The organism is Nocardia sp. NPDC051900 (genome assembly GCF_044452545.1).
GTDB classification, from domain to species: domain Bacteria; phylum Actinomycetota; class Actinomycetes; order Mycobacteriales; family Mycobacteriaceae; genus Nocardia; species Nocardia sichangensis.
In genome coordinates, this window is record NZ_JBITBU010000005.1 from 169,565 (window position 1) to 194,661 (window position 25,097).

Here is a 25,097-nt window from a genome sequence, read left to right on the forward strand (position 1 = left end):
GACTACGGCGCGGCGGCTTCGCGTCAGCGGTGGCGTCGGCTCACTCGCGGTCGCGGCGGCGCAGGAGTTCGTTCACGCTCACCGTGCGGCCGTCGCCGCCGTGGTGCCTGCCCTCCTCGGGGGCCCGGCCGATGTGGCGGCGGGAGGAGCGCAGTTCGGCCATCCAGCTCTCGATGCTGCTGCGGTTGGTGGTGTCCGGTCCGTTGTACGGCTCCGCGGGGAGCTCGGGTTCGGGTGCGCGGTGCGCGGGGCTGTCGGAAGCGGCCGGAGCATCGGGCGGCAGGTGGCGCGCCGGACCGGGCGCGTCGGGGCGCTGTTGTGCGAGATCGACGGCGTGTTCCTGCGAGATGCCCGACAGCGGGCGTGGTTCCGGTGTGTGGGTCGGGCGCGGGGCGGGTGGCGTGATCGGTGAGACCGCGGGTCGCGGGCTGTGCTCCGGCAGGGTCACCGACGGCACACCGGCGTGCGATGCGTTCGGGTCCTGCGGCAGGCCGGTGGGCGGCGCCGGTCGCGGCGGGTGCACGGGCGGTGCCGGCGGCCGTTGCTCCGCCTGGCCGGGCGAGCGAGGATCGTTCGGAACCTGCGAAATCCGCCGCGGGCGAATCGGTTCCCCCTGCGGGGGTGTGGGATTCCGTGGTGGTTCCGTGCGTGGCCTGGCCGGATCGAGCGGCGGCGGCGCGGGGGTCGGGTGCGGTGCGGGCGACGGCGGTACCCGGTCCAGCCGCCTGGTCGGCGCCTCGGCCTCGATCTCGGCGACCGTGCGCGGCTTGCGCCTGCGCGGCACCTTGTTGGCGGCGGTGACGGCGGGGATCTGCATGGTCACCGGATCGGTGATCGGCGTGGTCTTCACCAGGTCGACGACATCGCTACCGCCGACGCGCTCGTCATCGAGGATCGGCTCACCGAGCCCGACCTTCTCCTGCACCTTCTTCATCCAGGCAGGCGCCCACCAGCAGTCGTCGCCAAGGAGCTTCATGGTGGCCGGGACGAGCAGCATGCGCAGCACGGTCGCGTCGATGAACAGCGCGGCGATCATGCCGTAGGCGATGTACTGCATCATCACCAGGTCGGAGAAGGCGAACGCACCGGTGACGACGAGCAGGATCAGCGCGGCCGCGGTGATGATCCGGCCGGTCTGCGCGGTACCGATCCGCACCGCCTCGGTGGTGCTCGCGCCTTGGGCGCGCGCCTCGACCATGCGCGACATGAGGAAGACTTCGTAGTCGGTCGACAGGCCGTAGATGATCGCGATGATGAGCACCAGCACGGGCGACATGATCGGCTGCGGAGTGAAATTCAACAGTCCCGCGCCGTGGCCGTCGATGAAGATCCAGGTGAGGATGCCGAGCGTGGATCCGAGACCGAGGGCGCTCATCAGCGCGGCCTTGATCGGCAACACCAGCGAGCCGAAGGTCAGGAACATCAGCAGCGTCGTCACGAACAAGACGAGCGCGATCATCAAAGGCATCCGGCCCAGCAGCGCGTTGATGCTGTCCTTCTGGATCGTCGGCTGACCGCCCACGAGCATGGTGACGCCGTCGGGCAACTGCAGCGAGCGGAGGTAATCGATGGTCGGGTCGGCGTCCTGCGAATTGGTCAGCGTGACGGACGTGTTGTAGATGGTCTTGTCGTTGGGAGCCGTGCTGGGCGGATAAGCGAATTCGCCGGCCAGCCCGGGCGCTTTGCTCGCCTCCTTCACCACCTTGGCTACCTGGGGAGCGAGGCTGGGATCGTCGACTACGAAAACCAGTTCGATCGGATCCGATTTGCGCAGCGGAAAGATCGTGTCGAACTCTTTCTGCGCCAAGCGGGTCGGATTGTCCGGCGGCAGATACCGCTCGTTGATACCGCCGAAGCTCAGATTCTTGACCGGGATGATCAGCAGCAGCAAGAGGATGCAGAGCGGGATCGCGATCTTGAGCGGGTGCTTCATCACCCAGCGGGTGGAGCGCCCCCAGATACCGTTCTCCACCTCATCGGCGGTCTTGGTCTGGCGGAACCGCTTGAGGCCGAGCAGGTCGACCCGCTTGCCCAGCACCGACAGCATGGCGGGCAACACGGTGATCGAGGTCAGCGCCGCGAGTGTGACCGTCGCGATGGCGCCGTAGGCCACCGATTTCAGGAAGCCCTGCGGAAACAGCAGCATGCCGCCGAGGCTGGCGACGATCATCGTGGCGGAGAACACCACGGTGCGGCCCGAGGTCATCACCGTTCGGCGGACGGCGGTCCTGGTGTCGTATCCCTCGGCGAGTTCCTCGCGGAAACGACTCACTATGAACAAGCCGTAGTCGATGGCCAGGCCCAAGCCGATCATCGAGACGACCGGCGAGACGAACGAATTCACCTCGGTGAACTCGGTGATGAACCGCACGATGCCCCATGCGCCGATCACGGTGAGACCGCCGACGATCAGCGGCAATCCGGCGGCGACGATGCCGCCGAAGACGAAGAACAGCAGCACGGCCACCGCCGGGATGGCGAGGATTTCCATGCGCTTCTGGTCGTCGGCCATGGTGTCGTTCAGCGTGCCCGCCACGGCCTGCAGACCCGTCACCTGCACATCCACCCCGGGGATGAAGAAAACGTTCTTCACCTTCCGGTAGTTGCGCACCATCTCGGTGTCGTTGTCGCCCTTGATGGCGATGGAGGCGAAGGCGTACTTCTTGTCCTTGGAGCCGAAAACGGAGGCCTGGACCGGAATGTTCGCGCTGTTCCGCCAGTAGACACCGTTGATCTGGGTGATCTCGTCGGGATGCTCCCGGGGGAGACTTCCCAGATTCTCGAGGATCTTGCCGCTGAATTCCGGATCGTCGATGGTCTTGCCGTCCGGCGCCGTGTACAACACGATGACGTCGGATTTGTGATCCCGTTCGAAGGCACCGTCTTTGATTCGCGCCGCGCGCGCCGACTCCGAGGTCGGATCATCCCACCCGCTGGAGCTGAGGTGGTCCTCCAACCCGAGGCCGTAGCCACCGAGAGCCAGAAGACCGGCCACGACCACGCCGATGACGGCGAATCGCAGCCGGTATACCAGATCGCCCCAGCGTGTGAACACTAAGCGACTCCTTGGGCGGGGCGAGAGGTGAGCAGTGCCGACAGCGGCCGGAACGGCTGCAGCCAGGCACCCTCGTCGGGCAGCGAGTCGAGGCTCACCCGGGGCAGCGGTTCACGGAACACGCCCGGAATGTCCTCGAGGTCGATGAATTCGAGAGTATCGGATGTGACGGCCCAACTCGCGTGCTCGCGGAAGCCGAGCACCTGAACCGGCACTCCTTTGGCGGCGAGCGCCTCCAGCGGTTCGCGGAACGCCTGGCCGTCGGCGGAGGCGACCATGATGCCCGCCAAGCCCGCGCCGCGGCTGCGTAAGGCGATGTGCGCCAGCATGTCGGCGTCGACGTCGGAGTCCTCGTCGATCTTCGGTTTGGCGAAGACCGCGTAGCCGACGTTGCGCAGCGCCTCCACCCAGGGCCGCACGACGTCGGCGGTGCCGGGCGCGATGTTGGTGAAAACGGTGGCCTCGGGTTCCACCCGATGCACCGCGCCCACCGACAGTTCCGCGGTCCGGGCCAGCAGCCAGCGGCCGAGCGCGTCGAACCGCGGGCGGTAGGCGGCGGTCGGACGACCGCCAAGAATGGCGCCGAGGCCCATGTCGAGGTTCGGGGCGTCCCACACCAACAGGACGCGGCGCACGTCCGGCCCCGAGCTGCCCAGACCTTCCGCTCCGCCGCCGTGCACCTCCCCGGCAACATCGACCACTTCGTGGGCCATTTCACTGACGCTCATCGGTCGATCTTCCCCCATATGAGCTCCGTGATGGCGCTACCGGCGCGATGTGCCTTGCCCTCGAATTTCGTGACGGGCCGCTCGAAACCGATCGGCGCGGTGGCGCGATGCTCCGCGCTGACACCGCCCGTCGCCTCGTTGAGACCCGAGAGCAGGGGCTCCGTCATGCCGACCGCGTGGATGTGCTCTGCGTAGCCCGCGTGGTCGGTGGCGACGTGCAGCACACCGCCCGGCTTCAGGCGGTTGGCGATCAGCGCGACCGTCGCGGGTTGCAGCAGCCGCCGCTTGTGATGGCGCGCCTTCGGCCACGGGTCGGGGAAGAACACCCGGACGCCGGTCAGCGACTCCTCGGCAATCATGTTTTCCAGTACGTCGACCGCGTCGCCGCGCAGCAGGCGGATGTTCTCGATCCCTTCGCGCTCGACGCGCTGCACCAACTGCGCCAGGCCGGGCTGATACACCTCGATGCCGATCAGGTTCAGGTGCGGTTCGGCCTGCGCCATGACGGCCGTCGCGGTGCCCGTGCCACAGCCGATCTCGATGACCAGCGGAGCGTCGCGACCGAACCAGGCGGCGGCGTCCAGCGGCTCGTCGGCGACCTCGCGGCCGATCGAGGGCCACATCCGGTCCCAGGATTGCTGCTGGGTGGCGGTCAGCGCGCCCCTGCGCGACCGGAAGCTGGTGACTCGTGGGTACAGGCGGGAGCCGGTCTTGTGCCTGGGCCCGCCCTCGGCCGGAGCCGAAGCTGTGGACGGCGGGCCCGGAACTGACTCGGCAGTATGGTTCGCGGCGTCGTTCACGGCGTCCATTGTCCAGCATCCGGCGATCAGTGCGGCAAGCGGTTGTGCACGGGCCGCTGAGCAGGAGGTCAGGCGGCGCGCGCGGGCGCGATCCTCGGCTCGGTCGGCCGTTGTTGACGCAGCGGTCTTCCGAGCGCGACCTTGGCCGCGGTCACCGCCATCTCCAGCAGTCCGCGCACGCCCGATGGTGAGGCCGCGACCGACCAGACAGTGCTGTCGCCCGCGTCGCTCACCGGTTGCCCGGCGAACCGGTCTGCCAGCCAGTCCAGGCTGATCGGCGTGGACAGCGGCAGCAGCGAGAAGTGCTCGCTGAGCCGGTCGCGAACGTAGGTCACCGCGGCGCCGCCGCGACGGTAGCGGGCCACCTGGCCGTCGATGCCCTCGATGTGGATGACCTGGTCGTGGATGGGTTGCACCACCAGCAGCGGGCAGGCCGGCGTCGTATTGCCGAGCCGCAGATCGTCGAACATCGCCCGCAGCTCCGGGGTGTCGAGCACCTCGGCGAGCGGGCGGTCGAGGAAGTCGTCCACCTTCTTGCCCGCCAGCCCGAGGATCGCGCCGACCGGCGTCGCGTTCTCGGCGCGGACGACGAACCGGTGGCCGTCCGGGCTGAGCTCGTTGTCGATCAGCGAGCTCAGCGCGGGATACAGCCTGCGCAGGGCGGCGATGACGATGGCGGGCAGACCCGCGAAGGGCGTGCCGTTGAGCCGGTCGAAGACCTGGCGCGGGTCGCCGACCGGGGCGCCGAGCACCGCGCCGACGATGTCGAGTTCGGGGGCGTAGGTCGGCGCCATCTCGACCGTCCACGAGCTGGCCATGCCGCCGCCGGAGTAGCCCCACACGGCGACGCGGGTTTCCGGGCCGAGCCCGAGGGGGTCGAAGCGCAGGGCGGCGCGGATGCCGTCGAGCGCGCGGTAGCCGGGCTCGCGCGGCGCGCCGAAGTTCCCGTGCGGTCCCTCGTGGTCGGCGATGCTCACGGCCCAGCCGCGCCGCAGCGCGTTCGCGACCAGGAGCCATTCGAACTGGGTGATCGAACCGAGCGCCCGCGAGCCGTGACGCAGCGCGTAGGACGGCGAGCATTTCTCGGTCACCGCGTCCATCGCGGTCTGGAAGGCCAGCAGCGGGCGATCCTCGTCCGGTTCCGCGCCGATCGGAAGCAGTACGGTGGTGATCGCCGCTTCCGGCGCCCCGTGCAGATCACAGCTGCGGTAGAGTAACTGCCAGGCCGAGACCTGTTGCGGGACAATTCCGAACAGCGCGACTTCGATCTTCCTGCTGCGCAGAATGGTGCCCGGCGCCTTGGCCGCGAACCCTTTCGGCGGTCGATGGAACGGGTCCGTGCTGGGCAGCAAGGGCTTGCGGTCCGCGGGACAGGCGGGCTCCCGGTCGACAGCGCCGATGACATTCGCGGTCATCGCAACCTCCTCATCTTCGAGGTCGGTTGCCGCATGCGAAAGTTCAAGCTGCGCACCGGTTATGGTGCCGACCACTTCTGCAGGGTAAGTGACCGACCGGGCGTCTGGGAACCCCGCGATACACGGCATTCCCGGCACTAGACTCCCCGGCATGAGCAGACCGACAGTATTCATCACCGGCGCGGCGGCGGGTATCGGGCGGGCCACGGCCTTGCTTTTCGCTGCGCAGGGATACCAAGTCGGGGCTTACGACATCGATGAAGTCGGGCTGACCAGGCTTTCCGGTGATATCACAGCCAAGGGTGGCGTAGTTAACACAGGAGTGCTCGATGTGACGAACGCCACGCAGTGGGCGGAGCGGCTCGCGGAGTTCCACGCCGCGACGGGACGACTGGACATCCTGGTCAACAACGCCGGGATCCTGCGCGCGGGGCCGTTCGAGGAGATCGACATCGCCGCCCATCGGGCGATCGTGGAGGTCAACGTGGTGGGCGTGCTCACCGGGACACACAGCGCGTTCCGCTACCTGCGCGACACGCCGGGCGCGCAGGTGGTCAACCTGTGCTCGGCTTCGGCGATCTACGGCCAGGCCGAACTCGCGAGCTATGGTGCGACCAAGTCCGCCGTCAAGAGCTTCACCGAGGCGCTCGACCTGGAATGGGAGCGCCACGACATCCGCGTGCTCGCGATCTGGCCGCTGTTCGTGGCCACGGCCATGGTGGACGGCGTGACGACCGGGACGACGAAATCGCTGGGCGTACGACTGACCGCCGACGACGTCGCGGCCGGGATCTGGGAGGCCACCCGCAAGCGCGCCCGGTTGCCGAAAGTGCACTATGAGATCGGCGCGCAGGCGAAGGTGCTCGCGACGGTGGGGAAATACGCGCCGAACTGGATGGTGCGCACCGCCAACAAATACTTCAGTGGCAGCTGAGCCCGTCGAACCTGCCCGGCGAGCCGACTTCTGACACAATTGCGCACCGTAAAAGGGGGTGTGTGCAGCATGCCGACAGCCACTGATTCCGATGGGCCGCTGCGGGAGCGTGGCGTGCCGACGTCCGCGCACGATCAGCTCGACAGGCTGCTCGCCGAGCTGCGCTTCGGCACCGGGCGGGATCCGCAGATCGGGTACGCCGCGGCGGCGGCCGTCAGCGCGTGGCGCAAGCCGCCGCGCATCCAGGTGACCGGGCGCGCGCACGCGGGGCGGACGACGGTGCTGCACGCGCTGGCGCTCATGTCTGCGGTGGAGACCGATCCGGTGGACCGGCCGGATGCGCCCGACCCCGACCTCGACGCCGACATCGTCGTCTACGTGCTGTCGGCCGCGCCGACGCCCGCCGATCGGAGGGTGCTGGCCACGCTGCCGCCGCAGCGCACGATCGCGGTGCTGAACAAAGCCGACGCGATCGGCTCTCGCTGGGGCGATGCCGTGGCCTCGGCCCAGCAGTACGGCAGTCAGCTGCGGATTCCGGTCGTTCCGGTGGTCGCCTCGCTCGCGATGCGCACCAGGGCGGGCGCGCTGACCGGCGCGGAGCTGGAGCTGCTGCGCAAACTCGCCACCGAAGCCGACACCGCGTTGCTCCTCGCGCCGGACCTGTTCGTCGCACCGGGGCCGGATGCCGCCGAGCGCGAGGAACTGCTGCGCCGCTGGGATCTGTACGGCGTGGCCTGCGCGTGCACGGCCCTACGGCACGATCCGGATCTCGCTCCGCAGGCGCTGCTGCAGATCTTGCACGCGGCCAGCGGCATCGACGCGCTCCACCAGTTGCTGCACCGCCGCTACGAACAAGTGTCCGCGCTGCGCGGCGGCGAGCTGCTCGACGAGCTGGCCCGGCTCGCCGCCCGCGCGGTCCCGGAGGAGGGCGGCCGGGCGCGCGACCTCCTGGAGGCCTATCTGTACGGCGACGACGCCGTCTGGCTCGGGCTCTGCGCGGGCTTGGCGGGGCCCGAAGTGGCCCACCTCGCCGCGGGGTATTCCGCGCCCGCTCCTTCCGACGCCGACGATGCGCTTGCCCGCGCCACGCGCTGGCACGCGGTCGTCACAAGCGATATGCCCCCGACCGCCCGCCGCGCCGCGTTGCGGGTGCACAACGGGTACGTCCGACTATGGGAACGGATGAGCAGTGCCGGTCTCTGAGCCGCCGGAATCGGCGTCGCCTGGTGCGGCTGCCGCGGTGGATCCGCCTTCTCACACGGCGGGCGACTCCGCCGACGGCGAAGCCGAGCGCCCCGCCGCGCTCGTCCCCGAGCTCGCGGCCGTGGTGGAGCGATGGAATCCGCAAGGTATGGCGCTGCTGCGCGCGGTGCACGACTCCGGTGGCGCTCGTACGGTCACGGTGATCGGCCCCGCCGACGTCAACACGACCTTGTTGCGCACCGAGTTGGCCCGGTTCGAACCGCGCCTCACGCTGTCGGAGCCCCGCGCCGACGCCGTATCGGAGTCCACCCCGCACGCGGTGGCGTTGATCCTGCTCGACGCGGGCACCATCATCGGCGCGGACACGCTCGGGGTGGTCGATCGGTTGCGCGCGGACGGCGCCCGCCTGCTGCTCGCGATGAACGGCGTCCACGCCCACCGGGACTGGCACGCCGTGCGGGAGCGCGACCTGGAGTTGCTCGCCGCGTCGGGCGCGGACGATCTGGACATCGTGCCGGTCTCGGCCCGGCTCGCGGCCGCCGCACGCGCCGCGGGCGACGCCGGACTGCTCGATCGCTCCGGTGTCGGCGCGTTGCACGCGCGGCTCACCGCGGCAGCCGCCGCAGGCGGTGACCGGCCGGGCGCGGTGACCGGCCGGGTCCTCGCCGACACGCGCCGACGGGTGGCCGAACAGGTGGCGGTGCTGCGCTCCGGCGCCGATGCGGCCCGGCTGCGCGAGGAGCGCGCCCTTCTGTTGGCCGGTCGCGACGGGGGGCGCGCCACCGCGATGTCCACCCTGCGCGGGCAGTTGCACCTGGCCCGGGTGGACCTGATGACCGAGATCGGCGCGAGCATCCGGGCGCTGCACACCGCCGTGCGCGCCGAGCTGGACCGGCTGCGGCCCGCCGAGCTCGGCGGCTACCCCACTCGGCTGCAGCAGTCCGTCACCGAACTGACCGGCGCCCTCGACCACGTCATCGACCAGCGCATCGCCGAACTGAGCGCCCGGATCGAGAGCACGGATCGGGGTTCGCCCACGCGGCGGCGCGACCAGGCCCCTCGAGTCGGCCCGGACCCCGAGCCACGCCATCGGGGTGTCGAAGATCACCTTATGATCGCGCTCGGCGCGTCGGCCGGTGTCGGTCTGGGTCGCTTGCTGGTTGCTCCGTTCTCCCTGGTATCGGCCCTCGACGTCGCGAGCGTGCCGGTAACGTTGCTGCTCGGCGGCGGTGCGGCGGCGTGGGTGGTCCGAGCACGCCGCCAGCTGGCCGATCGAGCGCACATCCGGCAATGGGTCGCCGACGCGTTGGTCAACGTAAAAGCGCAGCTCGAGCAGCGCGTGGTGACCGCACTCGTGGAAGCGGAGACCACTTTGGCCGATCACGTGGTCCAGGCAAGCACCGCGCGAATGGTCGAGACGGATCGCAGGGTGGCCCGGCTGGAGGCCGAATTGCGCCGGATGGCGGCCGAGCAGCCGGGGCAGCTCGCCGCATGCGAGCGCGACGTCCGGATCCTCGATCGCTGGATCGCGCCTGTTGAAACGAACGACCAATTGGGTACACAGTGAGGAACCCGATACCGTACCGGCCGTCACATCGCGTTAACCTCTATTCAGGAACTTGGGCGTCCGCTAAGTCCTGATCTGCCGCCCTCCTGGGGTGCGCGTTCGACCGGTCGGAGCGGGCGCCTTCCCGCCAACGGTGGCGCTCGGTGCATTCGCGCTGGTCATGGGCCTAGGGCCAGGCGGCGGAGCATCGAACAGCCGCCCATCTCAGGAGAGTTTTCATGACGTCAGCGACCATTCCTGGTCTTCGTGGATCCGACGGCAAGGCGCCGACCGAGCACAGCGAACTACTCGCCTGGGTACAAGAAGTCGCCGAACTCACCCAGCCGGATCGAGTGGTGTGGGCAGACGGCTCCGACGAGGAATGGGAGCGGCTCACCGAGCAGCTCGTCGCGGCGGGGACGTTCAAGCGGCTGGACGAGAAGAAGAAGCCGAACTCCTTCCTCGCCCTCTCCGATCCCTCCGACGTGGCCCGGGTGGAGTCGCGCACCTACATCTGTTCGAAGACCGAGGCCGACGCGGGCCCGACCAACAACTGGGTCGACCCGACCGAGATGCGCGCCACGATGACCGAGCTGTACCGCGGGTCGATGAAGGGCCGCACCATGTACGTGGTGCCGTTCTGCATGGGCCCGCTGGGCGCCGAGGACCCGAAGCTGGGCGTCGAGATCACCGACTCCGAGTACGTCGTCGTGTCGATGCGCGTGATGACCCGCATGGGCGCCGCCGCCCTGGAGAAGCTGGGCGCCGACCGCCCGTTCGTGAAGGCGCTGCACTCCGTGGGCGCGCCGCTGGCCGACGGCCAGGCCGACGTGCCGTGGCCGTGCAACGACACCAAGTACATCACCCACTTCCCCGAGGATCGGGAGATCTGGAGCTACGGCTCCGGCTACGGCGGCAACGCGCTGCTCGGCAAGAAGTGCTACTCGCTGCGGATCGCCTCGGCGATGGCCCACGACGAGGGCTGGCTGGCCGAGCACATGCTGATCCTGAAGCTGATCTCGCCGGAGAACAAGGCCTACTACATCGCCGCCGCGTTCCCCAGCGCCTGCGGCAAGACCAACCTCGCGATGATCCAGCCGACGGTGCCGGGCTGGCGCGCGGAGACCTTGGGCGACGACATCGCCTGGATGCGCTTCGGCAAGGACGGCCGTCTCTACGCGGTGAACCCCGAGTTCGGCTTCTTCGGCGTCGCGCCGGGCACCAACCGCAGCTCCAACCCGAACGCCATGGCGACCGTGGAGGCGGGCAACACCGTCTACACCAACGTCGCGCTGACCGATGACGGCGATGTGTGGTGGGAGGGCCTGGAAGGCGAGCCCGATCACCTGATCGACTGGAAGGGCAACGACTGGTACCAGCGCGAGACCGAGACGCTGGCCGCGCACCCGAACTCCCGCTACTGCACGCCGATGGCGCAGTGCCCGATCCTGGCGCCCGAATGGGACGACCCGCAGGGCGTGCCGATCTCGGCGATCCTGTTCGGCGGCCGCCGCAAGACCACCGTCCCGCTGGTCACCGAGTCCTTCGACTGGCAGCACGGTGTTTTCATGGGCGCGACGCTGTCCTCCGAGCAGACCGCGGCCGCCGAGGGCAAGGTCGGCACCGTCCGCCGCGACCCGATGGCCATGTTGCCGTTCCTCGGCTACCACGTCGGGGACTACCTGGGCCACTGGATCAACGTCGGCAAGAACGCCGACGCGGCCAAGCTGCCGAAGATCTTCTACGTGAACTGGTTCCGCCGCGGCGGCGACGGCCGCTTCCTGTGGCCGGGCTTCGGTGAGAACTCCCGCGTGCTGGAGTGGATCATCGGCCGCATCGAGGGTTCCGCCCAGGCGGAGGCGACCGCGATCGGCAACGTGCCGACCGCCGCGCAGCTCGACCTGGAGGGGCTGGATGTCGACCCCAAGGACGTCGACGAGGCGCTCGTCGTGAACGCCGACGAGTGGCGCAAGGAGATCCCGCTGATCGAAGAGTGGTTCGAGTTCGTCGGCGACAAGCTGCCTTCCGGCGTGCGTGACGAGTTCGAGGCGCTCAAGCAGCGTCTGGGCTGACACTCCACCCAAAGTAGCATTCGCCCGCACCATCCGGCAGATGGTGCGGGCGATTTGTTCTGCGAGACAAACGTTTCCGTGCTCAGCGCGGTCCGGAAGCACCCTTCGAGCGTCGCGGTCGGCCGTGGAGCTCGCCGGACCACTCCGCGCGGTCCGCACTCCACGAACCATGGCTTGTCGTCCAGCGTGGTCGTCGCTCTACCGCGCGGAGATCGCGGATCATGGCTGCCGGAAACGGCGACACCGTGTCGGTCATAGAATCCCGAGGGCTTCGAGCTGATCCAAAATTTCCGACACTCGTGTGTGAATCGATCTCATGCAGGCGACGAGCGGCACATCGTCATCGGTATCCGGAACATTGACGACGACAGTCGCCACGAGTCGGTTGTTGTATGTGAGCTGAGATTGTGTGAACCCAGGGCGAAGCTTCAAACGGAAATGTTTGAAAACAGCTCCCGGCACGAGTTCGTGGACTGCCAGTCCTGGAATATCCACGACTTCGTAGTCATCCGATGGGGCGAAAATAAGCTCGGTCCTGAAGGAGTTGGTGACGAGCACTCGGCGGTGCGCGTCACGGTCGACGAGTTCGCGGAGAAGCCCGAGTGGGTGATGTGTCGGCTGCGGATCGTTATATGGCTGATGGCGGAGAATTATGGCTGTGGTCGTGGCGTCGAATATCTCCTGAACGCATATCTCCTCACCCCTGCTGTCCGTGCTGCTCAGCAAGATCGGGAAATGCTCCGCGTGCGGGTAGACGGCGTGGTCGAGGGCGGCCCTCGAGTTGGTGAGCGCGTCACCGGTGATCAGTCCCCACTCGTCGGGCACCTCGGATACGCTCACTGCGGCTACCTGGCAATCGATCTCGTTCTCGTATTCCAGGCTCGGGGAAAGGTCGACCCGGACTTCGACCTGGTTCGCGTTCTGGTATTCCGAGATCATGCGTTCGAGGTCATTGATGTGGTGTCCCGCGCGAGCAAGCTTGTGCCGTGCGCTTGCGATGCCGGTGACACCGTTCATAACGTTGAGCATACCGATCGGTCTGACGGGGCGGCTTGGTTATTCGGCGAACGGGGACATCCGGATCATGGCCAGGAAACCCGCCCTGTTGAGCCAATGAATCCGGCCTTTCGGCATCGCCTTCGCTTCCGCTCGGAAGGCGGCGACGACATGCCGTGCGAACTCCAGTCGCGGGTGCCGCCGCAGCAGTTCGGCGACCCACTCGCGGTCCAGTTCCGCCAGTCGCGTCCCGAGTACGTCCACCGAGGCTCCCGCGGAGACGAAGCCGCCGGGGTCGCCGAGATCGTCGGCGACCCCGGGCGTGATGTGGGCGGCGATGGCCGCGCCGATCGCTTCGGCCCGTTCCGGCGGCGCGCCCGCGCCCAGTGCGACGGCGGCCGCCCGCTCGCCGCCGACCACGGCGAAACACCTTCCGGGCGTGGGATGTTCGAGTTGCAGGTCGTGCAGTAGACAGGAGACGTAGACGAGTTCGTCGTCGTAGGCGGCGCCGTCGAGATCCGCCAGGACCCGTCCGAAGTAGTAGGTCCGCAGCGAATGGTTCAGCACATGCGGCGACAGCGACTCCCGCGCCTCGGTCTCCGCCGCGACGGCGAGCTGGGAGTCGGGTAACCGCAGGCCGGCGAACTCCAGCCGCCCGCGTCCCCGCCTGCCCAGTGCCAGCCGGAGCCGGTTGGGCGCCATGGCGGGCAGCGTGCGGGCGGTCGCGACGGCCAACGCGCGGCGTTGCTCTTTCGACAGAGCGCCCCCGGTGCGGGTCGCCCATGCCCAGTCGAGGCCCGTCGGTGCGGCCACGATTCCTCCTTCTGGTCGGAACTCGGTGTGCACTGAAGTCAAGCGTGTGTCCGGATCCGCGGCGAGTGGCGGAAATGACAGTATTGCTCGGATTCGTGCCAAACTGGGGACGATGAAGCAAGTCGTGGCGCTCGCGCTGGACGGGGTGATGGCCTTCGACCTGGCCTGTGCTGTTCAGGCGTTCCGGCACGGGCCGGGCAAGACCGGCGAGCCGTCCGGGTTCGAGATGCGGACCTGTGGGGTGCGTCCCGGGCCGGTGTGGACACCCAACGGCTTCGAATTGCGCGTGGAGCACGGGCTGGAGGCGTTGGCGGAAGCCGATGTCGTCGTCGTGCCCGGCATCGGTATCCCGACGCTGCCCACCCCGCGGGAGGCGCTCGCCGCATTGCGCGGCGCGGCCGCGCGGGGCGCGACCATGGTGAGCATCTGCGTCGGCGCGTTCGTCCTGGCCGAGGCCGGGCTGCTGGACGGACGACGCGTGACTACGCACTGGGCCTATTGCGACGAGTTCGCCGAGCTGTATCCGGCGGTGCGTTTGGACCCGACGGCCCTCTACGTCGATGACGGTGACGTGCTGACGTCGGCCGGGCTGTCGGCGGGTCTCGATCTGTGCCTGCATATCGTCCGCCGCGAGCTGGGCGCGCACGCGGCGGCGGAGCTGGCCAGGTGGAACGTCACGGCCCCGCACCGGGAAGGCGGTCAGGCGCAATACATTCCGGATGCACCCGCCGCGCGTACCGATGACGGTCTCGCCGCGACGCTGGCCTGGGCGGTGGCGGAACCAGCTGCGGCGGTGGATGTTTCGGCGCTGGCCGCGCACGCGCTGATGAGCGAGCGGACTTTCATCCGCCGCTTCAAGGCGCAAGTCGGCACCACGCCGCGGCGGTGGCTGGATGCCCAGCGCACCGCACGGGCGCGCGAACTTCTGGAAACCACGCGTTTGCCAGTGGAAGTCGTCGCGGTGAAGGCCGGGTTCGGCAGCGTCACAGCGCTCCGGGCGCACCTGCGTGCGGCGACGGGCGCGACACCGGCCGCGTATCGCCGGTCGCTGGGCCGGTGAACGCACCGGGGTGAAGTGCCTGGTGCGGCGAATGACCCTGCGGGGGAGATGATTCGGTTGCGCCGACCTCGGCGCTCTGGAGTCGGGCGGTCGGATCGGTGTCCCGCGTCACACTCGAGTTCGCGAAATTCCCACGGACCGATCGGTTTAGCCGGATGGGAAAGGGGGTAATGATCTTGTCGAGAGATTTCGTGTATTCGTAACCTATGCTTGGCGTGTTCTTCCTTCCGCATCACCCAGTCGGATTACTAGCGGTTAACTGATCGACTGAACGACTTCCCTACCGATATCGGACCCGCGATGCCGCGGCGCACGGCGAGATCGACGCGAGAGGTGGATGGAGCATGGCCGATCCGGAGATGACGATGTCGGTTGCCCCGATGGTGGCCGAATTCGAGTTCGAGACCGTGAGCACCCCGCTGCGCCGGGCCGCGGGACGGCTGCGCGCGGTGCTGCCGCCCGGGTGGCGCGTCGAGATCGTCGACGCACCACCCCGGCGTTACGGCAACCGTGCTCCGCTGCTGCGTGTGGTCATGCCACCGGAGTGATCAGCCGGTCCAGCCGAGCGGCATGAGCAGCGACTTCTGCTCGCAGAACGAATCGAGACCCTCCGGGCCGTTCTCGCGGCCGAGTCCGGAGGCTTTGTAACCGCCGAACGGCGAACTCGGATCGAACGCGTACCAATTGATCGCGTAGGTGCCGGTGCGCACCCGCGCCGCGATCTCGGCGCCGTGTTCGATATCGGTCGTCCACACCGAGCCCGCGAGACCGTAGACCGAGTCGTTGGCGATGGCCACGGCCTCGTCCTCGGTCTCGTACGGGATGACCGAAAGCACCGGTCCGAAGATCTCCTCTTGGGCGATGGTCGACTTGTTGTCCACGTCGGCGAAGATCGTCGGCTCGACGAACCAGCCCCGGTCCAGCCCCTCCGGGCGACCGCCGCCGAGCACGAGTCGCGCTCCCTCGGCCTTGCCCTTGGCGATGTAGCCCTCGACCCGATCGCGCTGGCGTTCGGAGATCAGGGGACCCAGCTGCACGCTCGGGTCGTTCGGGTCGCCCACCTTCATCGTCTTCACGTGTTCGACCAGCGCGTCGAGAATCTCTTCGTACCGGCTGCGCGGGGCGAGGATGCGGGTCTGCGCGACGCAGCCCTGCCCGCTGTTCATCAGGCCGGAGAACGCGAGCACCGGGATATTGGCCGCGACGTCCATGTCGGGCAGCAGGATCGCCGCCGACTTGCCGCCGAGTTCGAGCGAGACGCTCTTGAGCTGACCGGTGGCGATGGCGCCGATCTTGCGGCCGACCGCGGTGCTTCCGGTGAAGGTCACCTTGTCCACGCCGGGGTGTGACACGAGGTACTCGGCCGCGTCGGGCTCGGCGGGCAGCACCGAGAGCACGCCTTCGGGCAGGCCCGCCTCGGTGAAGATGTCGGCGACCAGGTTCGCCGTCAGCGGAGTCAGCGGGGCGGGCTTGAGCACGATGGTGCAACCGGCCAGCAGGGCGGGCGCGAGCTTGTTGACCGCGAGGAACAGAGGGACGTTCCACGCGGTCACCGCCGCGACGACACCGCGCGGCTCGCGGGTGACCCGAGTGGTGCCGAACCCGCCCACCCGGGTCTCCGACCACGGGAAGGACTCCGCCAGGGCCGCGTAGGCGTCCAGTGCGGCGACCGCGGGCAGCTGGTTCAGCGTCATCGCGATCATTTGCGGCGCGCCGACCTCGGCGGTCAGCGCGGCGAGCAGATCGGCGGAACGCTGTTCGATCAGCCGGGCGGCGCGGGTGAGTACCTCGGCTCGCTCCTTCGGGGGCGTGGTCGGCCACGGTCCGTGATCGAAGGCGTGCCTGGCCGCGGCGACCGCGGCGTCGACATCGGCCCGGCTCACCGCGGGGACGCTGCCCACCGGCTCGACCGTGGCCGGCGAGATGACCTGGATGCGCTCGGCGGTGGCTGGCGCGGTCCAGCGGCCGCCGATGAACAAGCTGTCGTAGTGCATGAGAACACGTTACAGTTTTGCCTCCGCATTGTCTGTAACCTGTTCCAGTTTTGCGGCGCGGCGGCGCCCTGGCCAGTGTGAATTCCGACCTCTCGGTTCGCTTTTCGCAGAACGCACTATTGCGTTCTGTTGCTGGAAGGGGGATGCTGTATCGACATATCAGCTCGCTCCATTACCGAATCGTTACCGCAAACTGGGGAGTCCGAGTCATGGCGGTGCAAGTGATCGGCCGGTCGCTGATGACCAGTGATCAAACCGAGCATCAGGCTAAGAGTGTCGGCAGCGGCGGGTGGGTGGTCTCGTTCCTACCCGGACGCACCCTGACAATCGAGCAGGCGACGGCGGCTATGCAGGCCGCGGAGGCGGTCGCCGCCGTAGGGATGCTGGCCGACCTGGTCGGGCTCACCACGCTCGAGACCGTCGGGTTGGCTATGCGCGAATCGCCGTGGAGCGAGCCCGTGCACGCTCCCTGTGGGAAGCGGCACTGGCGTCGCGGATGGCTGGAGCCGTACTTCGGCTAACTTTTGGTTGCCACCACGACCAGATTGCTCACAAGTAACTCACGCACCATCGGCACCCGGATCAACCACCACGCCCAGCGGGGGTGGTAGCGCGGGAAGACCGTGTGCACCTCCGCCGGAGTACGTGCCGCCCAGCGCAATCCGTCAGCGGCCCGCACCGCGAACAGCGACGTGCCGAACCTGTTCTTGGGATCGCGCCCGTGCTTGCGCCGATACCGCCGGGCGGCGTACTCGCCACCGAGGTAGTGCCACGGCCCGGTCTCGTGGCCGCCGAACGGGCCGTGCCACACCGTGTAGGAGAGCACCATCAGCCCGCCCGGCCTGGTCACCCGCACCATCTCGTCGGCCATCACCCACGGCTTCGAGACATGTTCGGCGACGTTCGACGAGAAACAGATGTCGACCGCGTCGTCGCGGAACGGCAGCGCCATCCCGGACCCGCGGACCGCGCCCGCCACGGAAAGGCCCGCGGCGTGCATCTCCGTCGGGTCGGGCTCCACCGGAATGTAGCGAGCCCCCGTCCGGGCGAACTCGTCCGCGAAGTAGCCCGGACCGCCGCCGACGTCGAGTATCGTCGCCCCGTCCAGCGACCGGCCGGTGAGATCGGCGTAGAAGTCGGCGATCAGCGCCGCGCTGTCGGCGGCCAGACCTCCGTAGAACAGGGCCGGGTCGGTCTGCTCGAACCGGAAACTGCCGAGCAGTCGCAGCGACCGGCGCAGGGTCGCCCGGCGGGCGAACCGAGGCGAACTCCTGCGTGTCGGCGTCTTCGCGGCTTTGAGCACGGCGCCGAGTCTCGCACAACCCCGATGCCGGCCTGCTCGGGCGGGTGCTCGGGATAGGGTGTAGCGCGACGTCCGACATTCCCACCGGGACCTACTGACCGAGAGAAGCTCCACCGTGCGCGAAGTCCTCCTGCTCTGCTGGCGCGACACCGGGCACCCACAGGGCGGCGGCAGCGAGCGGTACCTCGAGCAGGTCGGCGCGCAGCTCGCGGCGCGCGGGGTTCGAGTCACCCTCCGTACCGCCCGCTATCCGGGGGCGCCGCGGCGCGAACACGTCGACGGCATCACCATCAGCAGGGCGGGCGGACGCTACACGGTGTACCCGCGAGCGCTGGCCGCGCTCCTGCTCGGCAGGATCGGTCTCGGCCCGTTGCGCGGCGTGCGGCCGGACGCGGTGATCGACACCCAGAACGGCATACCGTTCTTCGCCACCGCCGTCACCGCGGCCCCGTCGGTGGTGCTGGTGCACCACGGTCACCGGGAGCAGTGGCCGGTCGCGGGTCGGCTGGTCGGCCGCGTCGGCTGGTGGATCGAGTCGTGGCTGTCGCCCCGCGTGCACCGCCGCAATCAATACCTGACCGTTTCACTGCCGTCGGCGGAAGAGCTGGCCACGCTCGGTGTGGACCGCTCCCGAATCGCGGTGGTTCGCAACGGAGCCGAACCTGTTCCAGTGGACGCACCCACCGGCGCCGCGGAAACCCGCACTCCCACACCAACTGTCGTGGTGCTGTCCCGGCTGGTGCCGCACAAGCAGATCGAGGACGCGCTCGCGGCCGTGGCCCGGCTGCGCGACCGCATCCCGGGTCTGCGCCTCGACGTGATCGGCGGCGGCTGGTGGGCGGACAACTTGCGGGACAACGCCCGCGAACTCGGTATCGCCGACGCCGTCACCTTCCATGGGCACGTGGACGAGCGCCGCAAGCACGAACTCCTCGCGCGCGCCTGGGTGCACGTGCTGCCTTCCCGGAAGGAGGGGTGGGGGCTCGCGGTGATCGAGGCGGCCCAGCACGGTGTTCCGACGGTCGGCTACCGCAGCTCGCGCGGGCTCACCGATTCCATTGTGGACGGCGCCACCGGAATCCTGGTCGACGACGTCGCCCAGTTGGCCGACGCCGTCGGCGACCTGCTGGACGATCCCGGCGCACGCACGGTCATGGGGGAGAAGGCCCGCGCCCGCGCGCGCGAATTCTCTTGGGAGCAAACCGGAAACGGAGTCTACGAAGTACTGGCGGCGGCCGCCCGCGGCGAGCACACGAGCGGGTTGATCGCGCCGCGGACGGCGGACTGAACGACGCCTCTACGGCCTCGCACATCGTTCCGCGCGCCCTTCAGTCGTTCGCAAAGCACTATTTCACAGCAGTATTCGCGTCGCACCTGGTCGGGCTCGTCGTGTCCAACGGGTGACGCTGTCTACTGTGCTGATCCCGAGGTGGTCCGCCCGGCGTGAGGTATTCGACGCCTTCGCCTCGTTCGTGCGGGGATGTGCGGCTAGAGGGGCGCGTTCGTACGACGAGGTCCGGTGGTCAGCCTGCCTGCCCCGCTCCGGCGCTCATGAATTCGACGTCGCGGTACCGAAATTGCCGACGAGACATTTCATACCGTTGTTCAACGGGACGATATATGGTGGTTCGTTGACTGCGTCTTCGATGGCGACGCCGTGACAGGAGGCCGATGCGGTTCAAAGTGGCTACCACGATGCTCATCGTCGTGGCGCTGGTGTTCGCTGTAGCGGGTTGCGGTAGCGACGGGTCCCGTGCGAACACGATCAGGGTGGTGTACCGGAGCTATAGCGACTTCACCGCGATGGGTCCGTTGCTGACGGCGGTCAAGACGGAGTTCGAGGCCGCGAACCCGGGCATGACGGTGCAACTCGTCCCGGTGACGGCGCTGGACGACGACTATCAGCACAAGCTCCAGTTGATGCAGCGGTCCGCGGCGACGGCGCCGGACGTGTTCTTCGAGGACAGCTACTACGTCAACTCAGACGCCGCCGCGGGCTATTTGCTTCCGCTGGACGACTATCTGGGTTCCTGGTCGGATTGGCACAGCCAGTTCATCGAATCCACGAAGCAGGCCGGCAAGTCCGTCGACGGGAAGACCTACGGCGTCCCGTTGGGTACGGACAGTCGCGGTTTGTGGTTCAACCGGAACATTCTCGCTCGAGCCGGGTTGCCTGCTGACTGGCAGCCCGCGACGTGGGACGACGTACTGGGAGCAGCCAGGAAGATCAAGCAAGTCGAGCCCGACGTCGAACCGCTGTATCTCCCGGTGGGAAAGCCTATGGCGGAGGGCACCTCCATCACGCTGCAGATGCTGCTCCACGGTACCGAGACCGCGAACTTGTACAACGCCGCGACCAATAGGTGGGTTGCCCCGAGCCGGGGGATGCAGGATGCGCTGAACTTCGTCGCCACGGCAATGCGGGAGGGCTTGATGCAGACGGCGGCGCAGGCCGAGGACACCCAATGGTCTCGTGTCGAGCGAACCCGCCTGATCGCTCAGGAGAAGATCGCCATTGTCATGGACGGCAGTTGGTATCCCTCGTTCTGGAAACCGGGTGGTGTGTCCCCTTGGCCGAACTGGTCACAGACGCTGGGTACGGCCGCGTTCCCCACCCAGCACGGTCAGGCACCCGGAAAGGTGAATCTGTCCGGTGGTTTGACCCTGGCGCTCGGCGCGCGCACCGCTCATGCGCAGGCCGCCTTCCAGTTCGTGACCATCGCTGTCAACCAGAAGAACTCGGCGGCCATGGCGCTGGCATGTTCGTGGTTGCCCGTGCGTAAAGATGTTCAGGCGGATCCGCGGCTGTCGCAGGCCGACTCGAGCGAGCCCTTCTGGGCAGGTCTGCTTCCGCTTACCCACTATCGCCCCACCTTGGCCGACTACCCGAAAGTATCGGACACGATGCAGACCGCGGGTGAGTCGGTCATCAACGGTGCCGACCCGAGTCGAGCCGCCCAGCAGTGGGCCGACGCTGTTGTTCGTCTCGTCGGGTCCGGTGAAACCGAGGCCGGATGATCTCCGTACCCATCACCGCCCGCGCGCGGATCGGCCGATGGCTTCCGTTGACCCCGGCGACCGTGCTACTCGGAATCTTCGTTGCGGGCCCGGTCCTGTGGTGTGTGTTCGCGGCTTTCACCGATACGGCGTTGACCGGGGCGGCGGCCCGGGATCCTGAATTCGTCGGTTTCCAGAACATCGAGCGGGTACTGACCGGTCCGGACATCGGCGCGTCGATGTGGTCGACCGTGGTGTTCGTCGTCGGGTCGGCGGTGATCGGGCAGAACGGCCTGGGCCTGCTGTTGGCGGTACTGATCCAGCACCGGAGTCGATTCGTGCGTCAAACCGTAAGTGCAACTGTGATATCGGCGTGGGTGCTGCCAGAAGTTGTCGCGGCCTTGGCGATTCACGAAGTCCTCAACGACCACGGACCGATGAATCAGCTGTTCCGGTTCATGGGCACCGGTCCACAGGAGTGGCTCTACACGGCGCCGATGTCAGTGGTGATCGTGGCCAACGCCTGGCACGGGGCAGCCTTTTCGCTGTTGATCTACCAGGCTGCGCTCGATGAGGTGCCGGGCGAGTTGATCGAGGCGGCACAGATTGACGGTGCCGGACCGGTACGCCGATTCCGTTACGTGGTGCTGCCGCTGATCCGGAGGACCATCGCCGCCAACCTGGTGCTGGTGACTCTGCAAAACATCGGCATGTTCAGCCTCATCTTCGTGCTGACCGGTGGCGGACCGGGTAACAAGACCGAGACGCTGCCGTTGCTGATGTACGAGCAGGCGTTCAAGTACGGCCGGATCGGGTTGGGGGCCGCGATCGCCCTGGTGCTGCTACTACTCGGCGCGGTGTTCTCATCGGCCTACGTTCGTAGCCTGAGCAGGCAGGTGTGAGCGGTGCCGCGTGCCAGAATCACGGTCGACCTCATCCTTGCCGCGGTGGTGTTGCTGTTCGCCGCCCCGATGGTGTGGCTGTTGGTGACGGGCGTCGGCGTGGACGGCATAATCGGCGGCCCGGCTCCAGTGCGGTTCACCGGTGCCAACTTCGGTGCGGTGCTGACCTGGGACGTCGCCGGTCGGCCGCTGCTCAATGGCCTGCTGATCAGTGGGGGAGCAGCGATCATCACAGTGCTGGTGGCGTTGCCCGCCGCTTATTCGCTCTCGCGTTACCAACTTCGTTTCGGCCGGATTTTTCTCTACACGGTCTTGTTCGCCACGGGACTTCCGCTCAGCGCCGTGATGGTGCCGGTGTACGGGTTGTTCGTACGCCTGCAACTGGTCGACTCGCTCGTCGGCACAACCCTTTTCCTGGCAGCCACCTCGCTGCCGATGGCCATCTGGATGACCAAGAACTTCATCGACGGCGTGCCGCTGAGCCTGGAAGAAGCCGCCCAGACCGACGGCGCCTCATCCCTGCAGCGGCTGCGGCACGTTGTTCTGCCGCTGACGTTGCCGGGCCTCACCGTCGTCGCGATCATCACCTTCATCAGCACCTGGGGCAACTTCTTCGTCCCGTTCACCCTGCTGCTGGACCCGGGCAAGCAACCGGCCTCGGTGGATATCTTCTCGTTCTTCGGCGAGCACGGCGCCATCGCCTACGGCCAACTGGCCGCATACTCGATCGTCTACACCACCCCCGTGATCGGCCTGTACCTCCTGGCATCGAAGACGCTCGGCGCGGGCTTCGCACTGACCGGCGCGATCAAGGGATAGCCGATCCGGCCAATGGTGCCTTCGGCGCTCGATATCGAGCTTCCCGCCGGTCACTGTCCTCCGACTGCCGATGAGGAGTTGCACGGCGGCGTGGGTCAGTTCCGTGCTCGTCTATGGAGTCGCGCTCGCGCGCCGAGGACGACGACGGGCCCTGCGATGAGCGACGCGCCCCAGAGCACATGGGCTGCCGCCGCGACCCAGCGTTGCGCGGTAGTCGGTGCACCACGCTCGATGACACCCGGCACGCGATACAGCGCGAGGTCGGGGTCCTCGTAGACCCGCTCCACCTGGGCGAGGGTCGAGGCCGATGCGCCGAGCGGTCCAGGGGTGGTCCGTTCGACGAGGATCCAGCCCACTCCGAGGCGTGCCAGGTCTGCGGGCGGGCCACCGTGGAGCAGCAGGTTCTCCACTTCTCGTGCGCGGGCGCCTTCACCGGAGACGGTGCGTCCGCGCACCGGCAATTCGCCCGTCTGCAAGACGTCGTTGGGCAGCATGCGCGGGGCGGGGTCGAGCACGGGAGCCGCGCCGCTGTAGCGGAACTTGCGGAACATTCCGCCCGGCAGCACCGCGACGTCGCCCGGACCGTCCATCCTTGCGGCGACCTGCTGCCAGCCGGCGGGATAGTGCACGGGACGGACGGCTCCACCGACGCCCCAGGCGAGGTCGTAGAGCGGCAACACCAGAAGCGCCACGAATACCGCTGTGACCGTTGCCGTCGTGGCCGGAGACGCCGTCGCGGGCCGGTCGGTCGTCGCGTCCGCGCGGGAAAGACGCCGAGCCGTCACCGCGCACCCCGCCGCCGCGCACAACGCGAAAGCAGGCATGGCCAAGGCCGCGTACTTCTGGGTGTCGCGCAGTAGACCCGCGCCGGGAACGTGGGCGACCAGCCATTCCAGTGCGTGCATGCCCCACGCGGTCGCGCCGAGCGTGGGGAACAGGATCGCGATCACGGCGAGCAGCAACAATGCCCGGCGGACGTGGCGGTTGTCGGGATCGGGGCCGCCGGTGGCGACGGAGCGCACGCCCAGCACGACTATCGCCAGCAGCGCCAGCGTGCCGATCGCTGCCAGCGGTATGGTGCGCGAGTCCGGTACCGCCTCGGCGTTCCAGATCCCGCCGAGACCGGCCAGGCTCCCGAGCGTGCCCAAACCGGGTTCGGCCCGCGCGGCGAAGGCCGCGATACCCGCGGGATCGGATGGCTCCGCGCCCGCGCCGGACAGCGCGGTCGCGGCCAGCCATGGCGCGGAGGCGGCCAGCCAGAGGACGAACGTCGCGGCGAGTTGACGTCGATGGACCAGGGCGAAAGCGGTCACGCCCGCCAGCAGTGCTCCGGTCGGAGTGAGTCCGGCCGCGGCGAGCGATCCGGCCAGGGCCGCCCAGGTGGATGCCGTTCGGACGGTCGCGCGCGGCGCCGCTGTGACGCTGAGCCGATTCGACCCGCCTTCGCCCGCCGTGCCGGTTGGTACGGAGTTGCGCGGATGTTCGGCTGAATCGGCCGGAGCGGTGTCGTCGGAACAATGGGAGGAGCCGGGCGCGGCTGGTTGCCAGGGTGACTCGGCTGCCCCGCCGCGGTGTCCGGGTGGGTGACGCGTAGCCAGTGGCGGTTCGGCTCGGCCGGTCGACCCGGTGTGCTCACGGGCCTCGGTCGGTGCGACTCGGCTCGCACGATCCGACACGTGGTGCGTAGTCGCCGGCGCTTCCGCTGGGACAGCTGTTTCGGAACGCGGGCCGTTACCGGTGGTGTCAGCAGGCGCTTCGCTGGGGTGATCGATTGTGTCCGGGGTGCCCAGCGGTTCGGCGTGCGGGGTGGGCTCGGTGGTGTCGGCCGAGGCGGGTGTGTTCGACAGGATTCGTCGGCGTCGCTTCGCAGTGGCCGTACCTCGAAGGCGGTAAGCGGCCAGCGCTGTCCACGGCAACGCCGCATAGCCCGCGAGCAGGCTCCAGTGTCCCTGGAGCAGGCGCTCGGCCACGTACGGATTCCACAACGCGACCGTCGCGGCGACCAGTTGCGGGCCGAGCGACGCGCGCAGCAATTCACGCGCGAGCGTCGCCGCTCCGTACGCCGCGGCCCACAGTGCGACGAGCAGAATCGCCTTGACCACCAGCCCGCCGTCCGCGAACGACGTCAGGGCCGCGAGCAGAGCGTCCTGCGGCACCGCCCGTGGCGCGGCGTCGCCGAGGCCGAGCGCCGCGTCGGTCGCATAGTTGCGCGGCGTGCTCACCGCGTCCCGCAACAACAGATACCCCGGCGCGAGCAACGGCCCGGCGACGAGCAGCGCACCGGCCGCGCTGTATGCCGCGACCACCGCTCGAGTCCGACTGCTCCCGCTCACGCCTGAGCACTGTACGTCCCGGCCACCACCGCCGCCGATCCAGCGGCGTCGGCGCGGAAATGTCACGGCTGAATTCGGGGGGACCGTGGGGGTGCTGTGTACCAGCGCCGTCGCAGCCGCCCGTACT

Annotated in this window: 20 protein-coding genes; 11 read left to right on the forward strand and 9 right to left on the reverse strand. The window is 68.4% G+C overall.

The genetic code is table 11. The features are described 5' to 3' along the window. Positions 1–40: 40 nt before the first annotated feature. From ACIA5H_RS09995 to ACIA5H_RS10010, 4 genes are read right to left on the reverse strand one after another with little or no spacing between them, the layout of a single operon-like run. The gene (locus ACIA5H_RS09995) at positions 41–3,055 is read right to left on the reverse strand and encodes an MMPL family transporter (RefSeq protein WP_397075250.1); all 3,015 of its coding nucleotides are present in this window, start codon (positions 3,053–3,055) and stop codon (positions 41–43) included. After that, positions 3,055–3,783 carry an NYN domain-containing protein gene (locus tag ACIA5H_RS10000; RefSeq protein WP_195044044.1) on the reverse strand — a complete coding sequence of 243 codons (729 nt, stop codon included), beginning with the start codon at positions 3,781–3,783 and terminating at the stop codon, positions 3,055–3,057. Before ACIA5H_RS10000 ends, ACIA5H_RS09995 begins: the two co-directional genes overlap by 1 nt. Continuing rightward, positions 3,780–4,592 carry a tRNA (guanosine(46)-N7)-methyltransferase TrmB gene (gene trmB, locus ACIA5H_RS10005; RefSeq protein WP_379249339.1) on the reverse strand — a complete coding sequence of 271 codons (813 nt, stop codon included), beginning with the start codon at positions 4,590–4,592 and terminating at the stop codon, positions 3,780–3,782. Before trmB ends, ACIA5H_RS10000 begins: the two co-directional genes overlap by 4 nt. Positions 4,593–4,651: 59 nt before the next feature. Continuing rightward, the gene (locus ACIA5H_RS10010) at positions 4,652–5,998 is read right to left on the reverse strand and encodes a lipase family protein (RefSeq protein ID WP_355071331.1); all 1,347 of its coding nucleotides are present in this window, start codon (positions 5,996–5,998) and stop codon (positions 4,652–4,654) included. A 151-nt stretch (positions 5,999–6,149) separates the two neighbouring features. On the opposite strand from ACIA5H_RS10010, the gene ACIA5H_RS10015 reads away from it, so the two are divergent. The 4 genes from ACIA5H_RS10015 (at position 6,150) to ACIA5H_RS10030 (ending at position 11,753) form a co-directional block, all read left to right on the forward strand. Next, the gene (locus tag ACIA5H_RS10015) at positions 6,150–6,932 is read left to right on the forward strand and encodes an SDR family oxidoreductase (protein WP_355071333.1); all 783 of its coding nucleotides are present in this window, start codon (positions 6,150–6,152) and stop codon (positions 6,930–6,932) included. A 69-nt stretch (positions 6,933–7,001) separates the two neighbouring features. After that, complete coding sequence (locus ACIA5H_RS10020) at positions 7,002–8,135, forward strand: hypothetical protein (protein WP_397075253.1); 1,134 nt, start codon at positions 7,002–7,004, stop codon at positions 8,133–8,135. 37 nt (positions 8,136–8,172) lie between these two features. Beyond that, entirely contained in the window at positions 8,173–9,702 is a 1,530-nt protein-coding gene (locus tag ACIA5H_RS10025; RefSeq protein ID WP_397075255.1) for a hypothetical protein, read from the forward strand. A gap of 218 nt (positions 9,703–9,920) precedes the next feature. Further along, positions 9,921–11,753: a phosphoenolpyruvate carboxykinase (GTP) gene (locus ACIA5H_RS10030; RefSeq protein WP_379249333.1), complete on the forward strand. Its 1,833-nt coding sequence runs from the start codon at positions 9,921–9,923 to the stop codon at positions 11,751–11,753. Between the two features lie 252 nt (positions 11,754–12,005). Here the strand turns inward: ACIA5H_RS10030 and ACIA5H_RS10035 are convergent, their stop codons facing one another. Together ACIA5H_RS10035 and ACIA5H_RS10040 are read right to left on the reverse strand one after the other, a co-directional pair. Then, complete coding sequence (locus ACIA5H_RS10035; RefSeq protein ID WP_355071340.1) at positions 12,006–12,770, reverse strand: hypothetical protein; 765 nt, start codon at positions 12,768–12,770, stop codon at positions 12,006–12,008. A 39-nt stretch (positions 12,771–12,809) separates the two neighbouring features. Continuing rightward, on the reverse strand, positions 12,810–13,562 hold the full coding sequence (locus ACIA5H_RS10040) for a phosphohydrolase (protein WP_356962981.1): 753 nt from the start codon (positions 13,560–13,562) through the stop codon (positions 12,810–12,812). A gap of 103 nt (positions 13,563–13,665) precedes the next feature. Here ACIA5H_RS10040 and ACIA5H_RS10045 point away from each other — a divergent pair, with 103 nt between their 5' ends. Both ACIA5H_RS10045 and ACIA5H_RS10050 read left to right on the forward strand, forming a co-directional pair. Next, complete coding sequence (locus ACIA5H_RS10045) at positions 13,666–14,622, forward strand: GlxA family transcriptional regulator (RefSeq protein WP_397075494.1); 957 nt, start codon at positions 13,666–13,668, stop codon at positions 14,620–14,622. Positions 14,623–14,966: 344 nt separating this feature from the next. Continuing rightward, positions 14,967–15,170 (forward strand): hypothetical protein, encoded by a 204-nt coding sequence (locus ACIA5H_RS10050; protein WP_356962979.1) that lies wholly within the window; start codon positions 14,967–14,969, stop codon positions 15,168–15,170. Here ACIA5H_RS10050 and ACIA5H_RS10055 read toward each other — a convergent pair whose 3' ends face one another. Next, positions 15,171–16,616, reverse strand: a complete 1,446-nt coding sequence (locus ACIA5H_RS10055) for an aldehyde dehydrogenase (RefSeq protein ID WP_379249328.1) — start codon at positions 16,614–16,616, stop codon at positions 15,171–15,173. Positions 16,617–16,825: 209 nt separating this feature from the next. Here ACIA5H_RS10055 and ACIA5H_RS10060 point away from each other — a divergent pair, with 209 nt between their 5' ends. Then, positions 16,826–17,137 (forward strand): hypothetical protein, encoded by a 312-nt coding sequence (locus tag ACIA5H_RS10060; protein ID WP_355071348.1) that lies wholly within the window; start codon positions 16,826–16,828, stop codon positions 17,135–17,137. On the opposite strand, the gene ACIA5H_RS10065 is transcribed toward ACIA5H_RS10060, so the two are convergent. Beyond that, on the reverse strand, positions 17,134–17,919 hold the full coding sequence (locus ACIA5H_RS10065) for a class I SAM-dependent methyltransferase (RefSeq protein ID WP_379249326.1): 786 nt from the start codon (positions 17,917–17,919) through the stop codon (positions 17,134–17,136). The genes ACIA5H_RS10060 and ACIA5H_RS10065 overlap by 4 nt on opposite strands. Positions 17,920–18,034: 115 nt before the next feature. Between ACIA5H_RS10065 and ACIA5H_RS10070 the strand changes: the two genes are divergently transcribed. From ACIA5H_RS10070 to ACIA5H_RS10085, 4 genes are all read left to right on the forward strand, one after another. Continuing rightward, positions 18,035–19,207: a glycosyltransferase family 4 protein gene (locus ACIA5H_RS10070; protein WP_364424766.1), complete on the forward strand. Its 1,173-nt coding sequence runs from the start codon at positions 18,035–18,037 to the stop codon at positions 19,205–19,207. 383 nt (positions 19,208–19,590) lie between these two features. Next, on the forward strand, positions 19,591–20,937 hold the full coding sequence (locus tag ACIA5H_RS10075) for an extracellular solute-binding protein (protein WP_397075261.1): 1,347 nt from the start codon (positions 19,591–19,593) through the stop codon (positions 20,935–20,937). A 131-nt stretch (positions 20,938–21,068) separates the two neighbouring features. Beyond that, positions 21,069–21,818 carry a carbohydrate ABC transporter permease gene (locus ACIA5H_RS10080; protein ID WP_397075263.1) on the forward strand — a complete coding sequence of 250 codons (750 nt, stop codon included), beginning with the start codon at positions 21,069–21,071 and terminating at the stop codon, positions 21,816–21,818. A 51-nt stretch (positions 21,819–21,869) separates the two neighbouring features. Next, the gene (locus ACIA5H_RS10085; protein WP_397075265.1) at positions 21,870–22,637 is read left to right on the forward strand and encodes a carbohydrate ABC transporter permease; all 768 of its coding nucleotides are present in this window, start codon (positions 21,870–21,872) and stop codon (positions 22,635–22,637) included. 95 nt (positions 22,638–22,732) lie between these two features. Here ACIA5H_RS10085 and ACIA5H_RS10090 read toward each other — a convergent pair whose 3' ends face one another. Next, a complete protein-coding gene (locus tag ACIA5H_RS10090) occupies positions 22,733–24,970 on the reverse strand; it encodes a hypothetical protein (protein ID WP_397075267.1) in 2,238 nt (745 codons plus the stop codon). Positions 24,971–25,097: the final 127 nt, after the last annotated feature.

Coding starts and splice junctions, on each gene's coding strand:
- ACIA5H_RS10000 (WP_195044044.1), bottom strand. CDS start 3,783: ATGAGCGTCAGTGAAATGGCCCACGAAGTGGTCGATGTTGCCGGGGAG.
- trmB (WP_379249339.1), bottom strand. CDS start 4,592: ATGGACGCCGTGAACGACGCCGCGAACCATACTGCCGAGTCAGTTCCG.
- ACIA5H_RS10010 (WP_355071331.1), bottom strand. CDS start 5,998: ATGACCGCGAATGTCATCGGCGCTGTCGACCGGGAGCCCGCCTGTCCC.
- ACIA5H_RS10015 (WP_355071333.1), top strand. CDS start 6,150: ATGAGCAGACCGACAGTATTCATCACCGGCGCGGCGGCGGGTATCGGG.
- ACIA5H_RS10020 (WP_397075253.1), top strand. CDS start 7,002: ATGCCGACAGCCACTGATTCCGATGGGCCGCTGCGGGAGCGTGGCGTG.
- ACIA5H_RS10030 (WP_379249333.1), top strand. CDS start 9,921: ATGACGTCAGCGACCATTCCTGGTCTTCGTGGATCCGACGGCAAGGCG.
- ACIA5H_RS10035 (WP_355071340.1), bottom strand. CDS start 12,770: ATGAACGGTGTCACCGGCATCGCAAGCGCACGGCACAAGCTTGCTCGC.
- ACIA5H_RS10050 (WP_356962979.1), top strand. CDS start 14,967: ATGGCCGATCCGGAGATGACGATGTCGGTTGCCCCGATGGTGGCCGAA.
- ACIA5H_RS10055 (WP_379249328.1), bottom strand. CDS start 16,616: ATGCACTACGACAGCTTGTTCATCGGCGGCCGCTGGACCGCGCCAGCC.
- ACIA5H_RS10060 (WP_355071348.1), top strand. CDS start 16,826: ATGGCGGTGCAAGTGATCGGCCGGTCGCTGATGACCAGTGATCAAACC.
- ACIA5H_RS10075 (WP_397075261.1), top strand. CDS start 19,591: ATGCGGTTCAAAGTGGCTACCACGATGCTCATCGTCGTGGCGCTGGTG.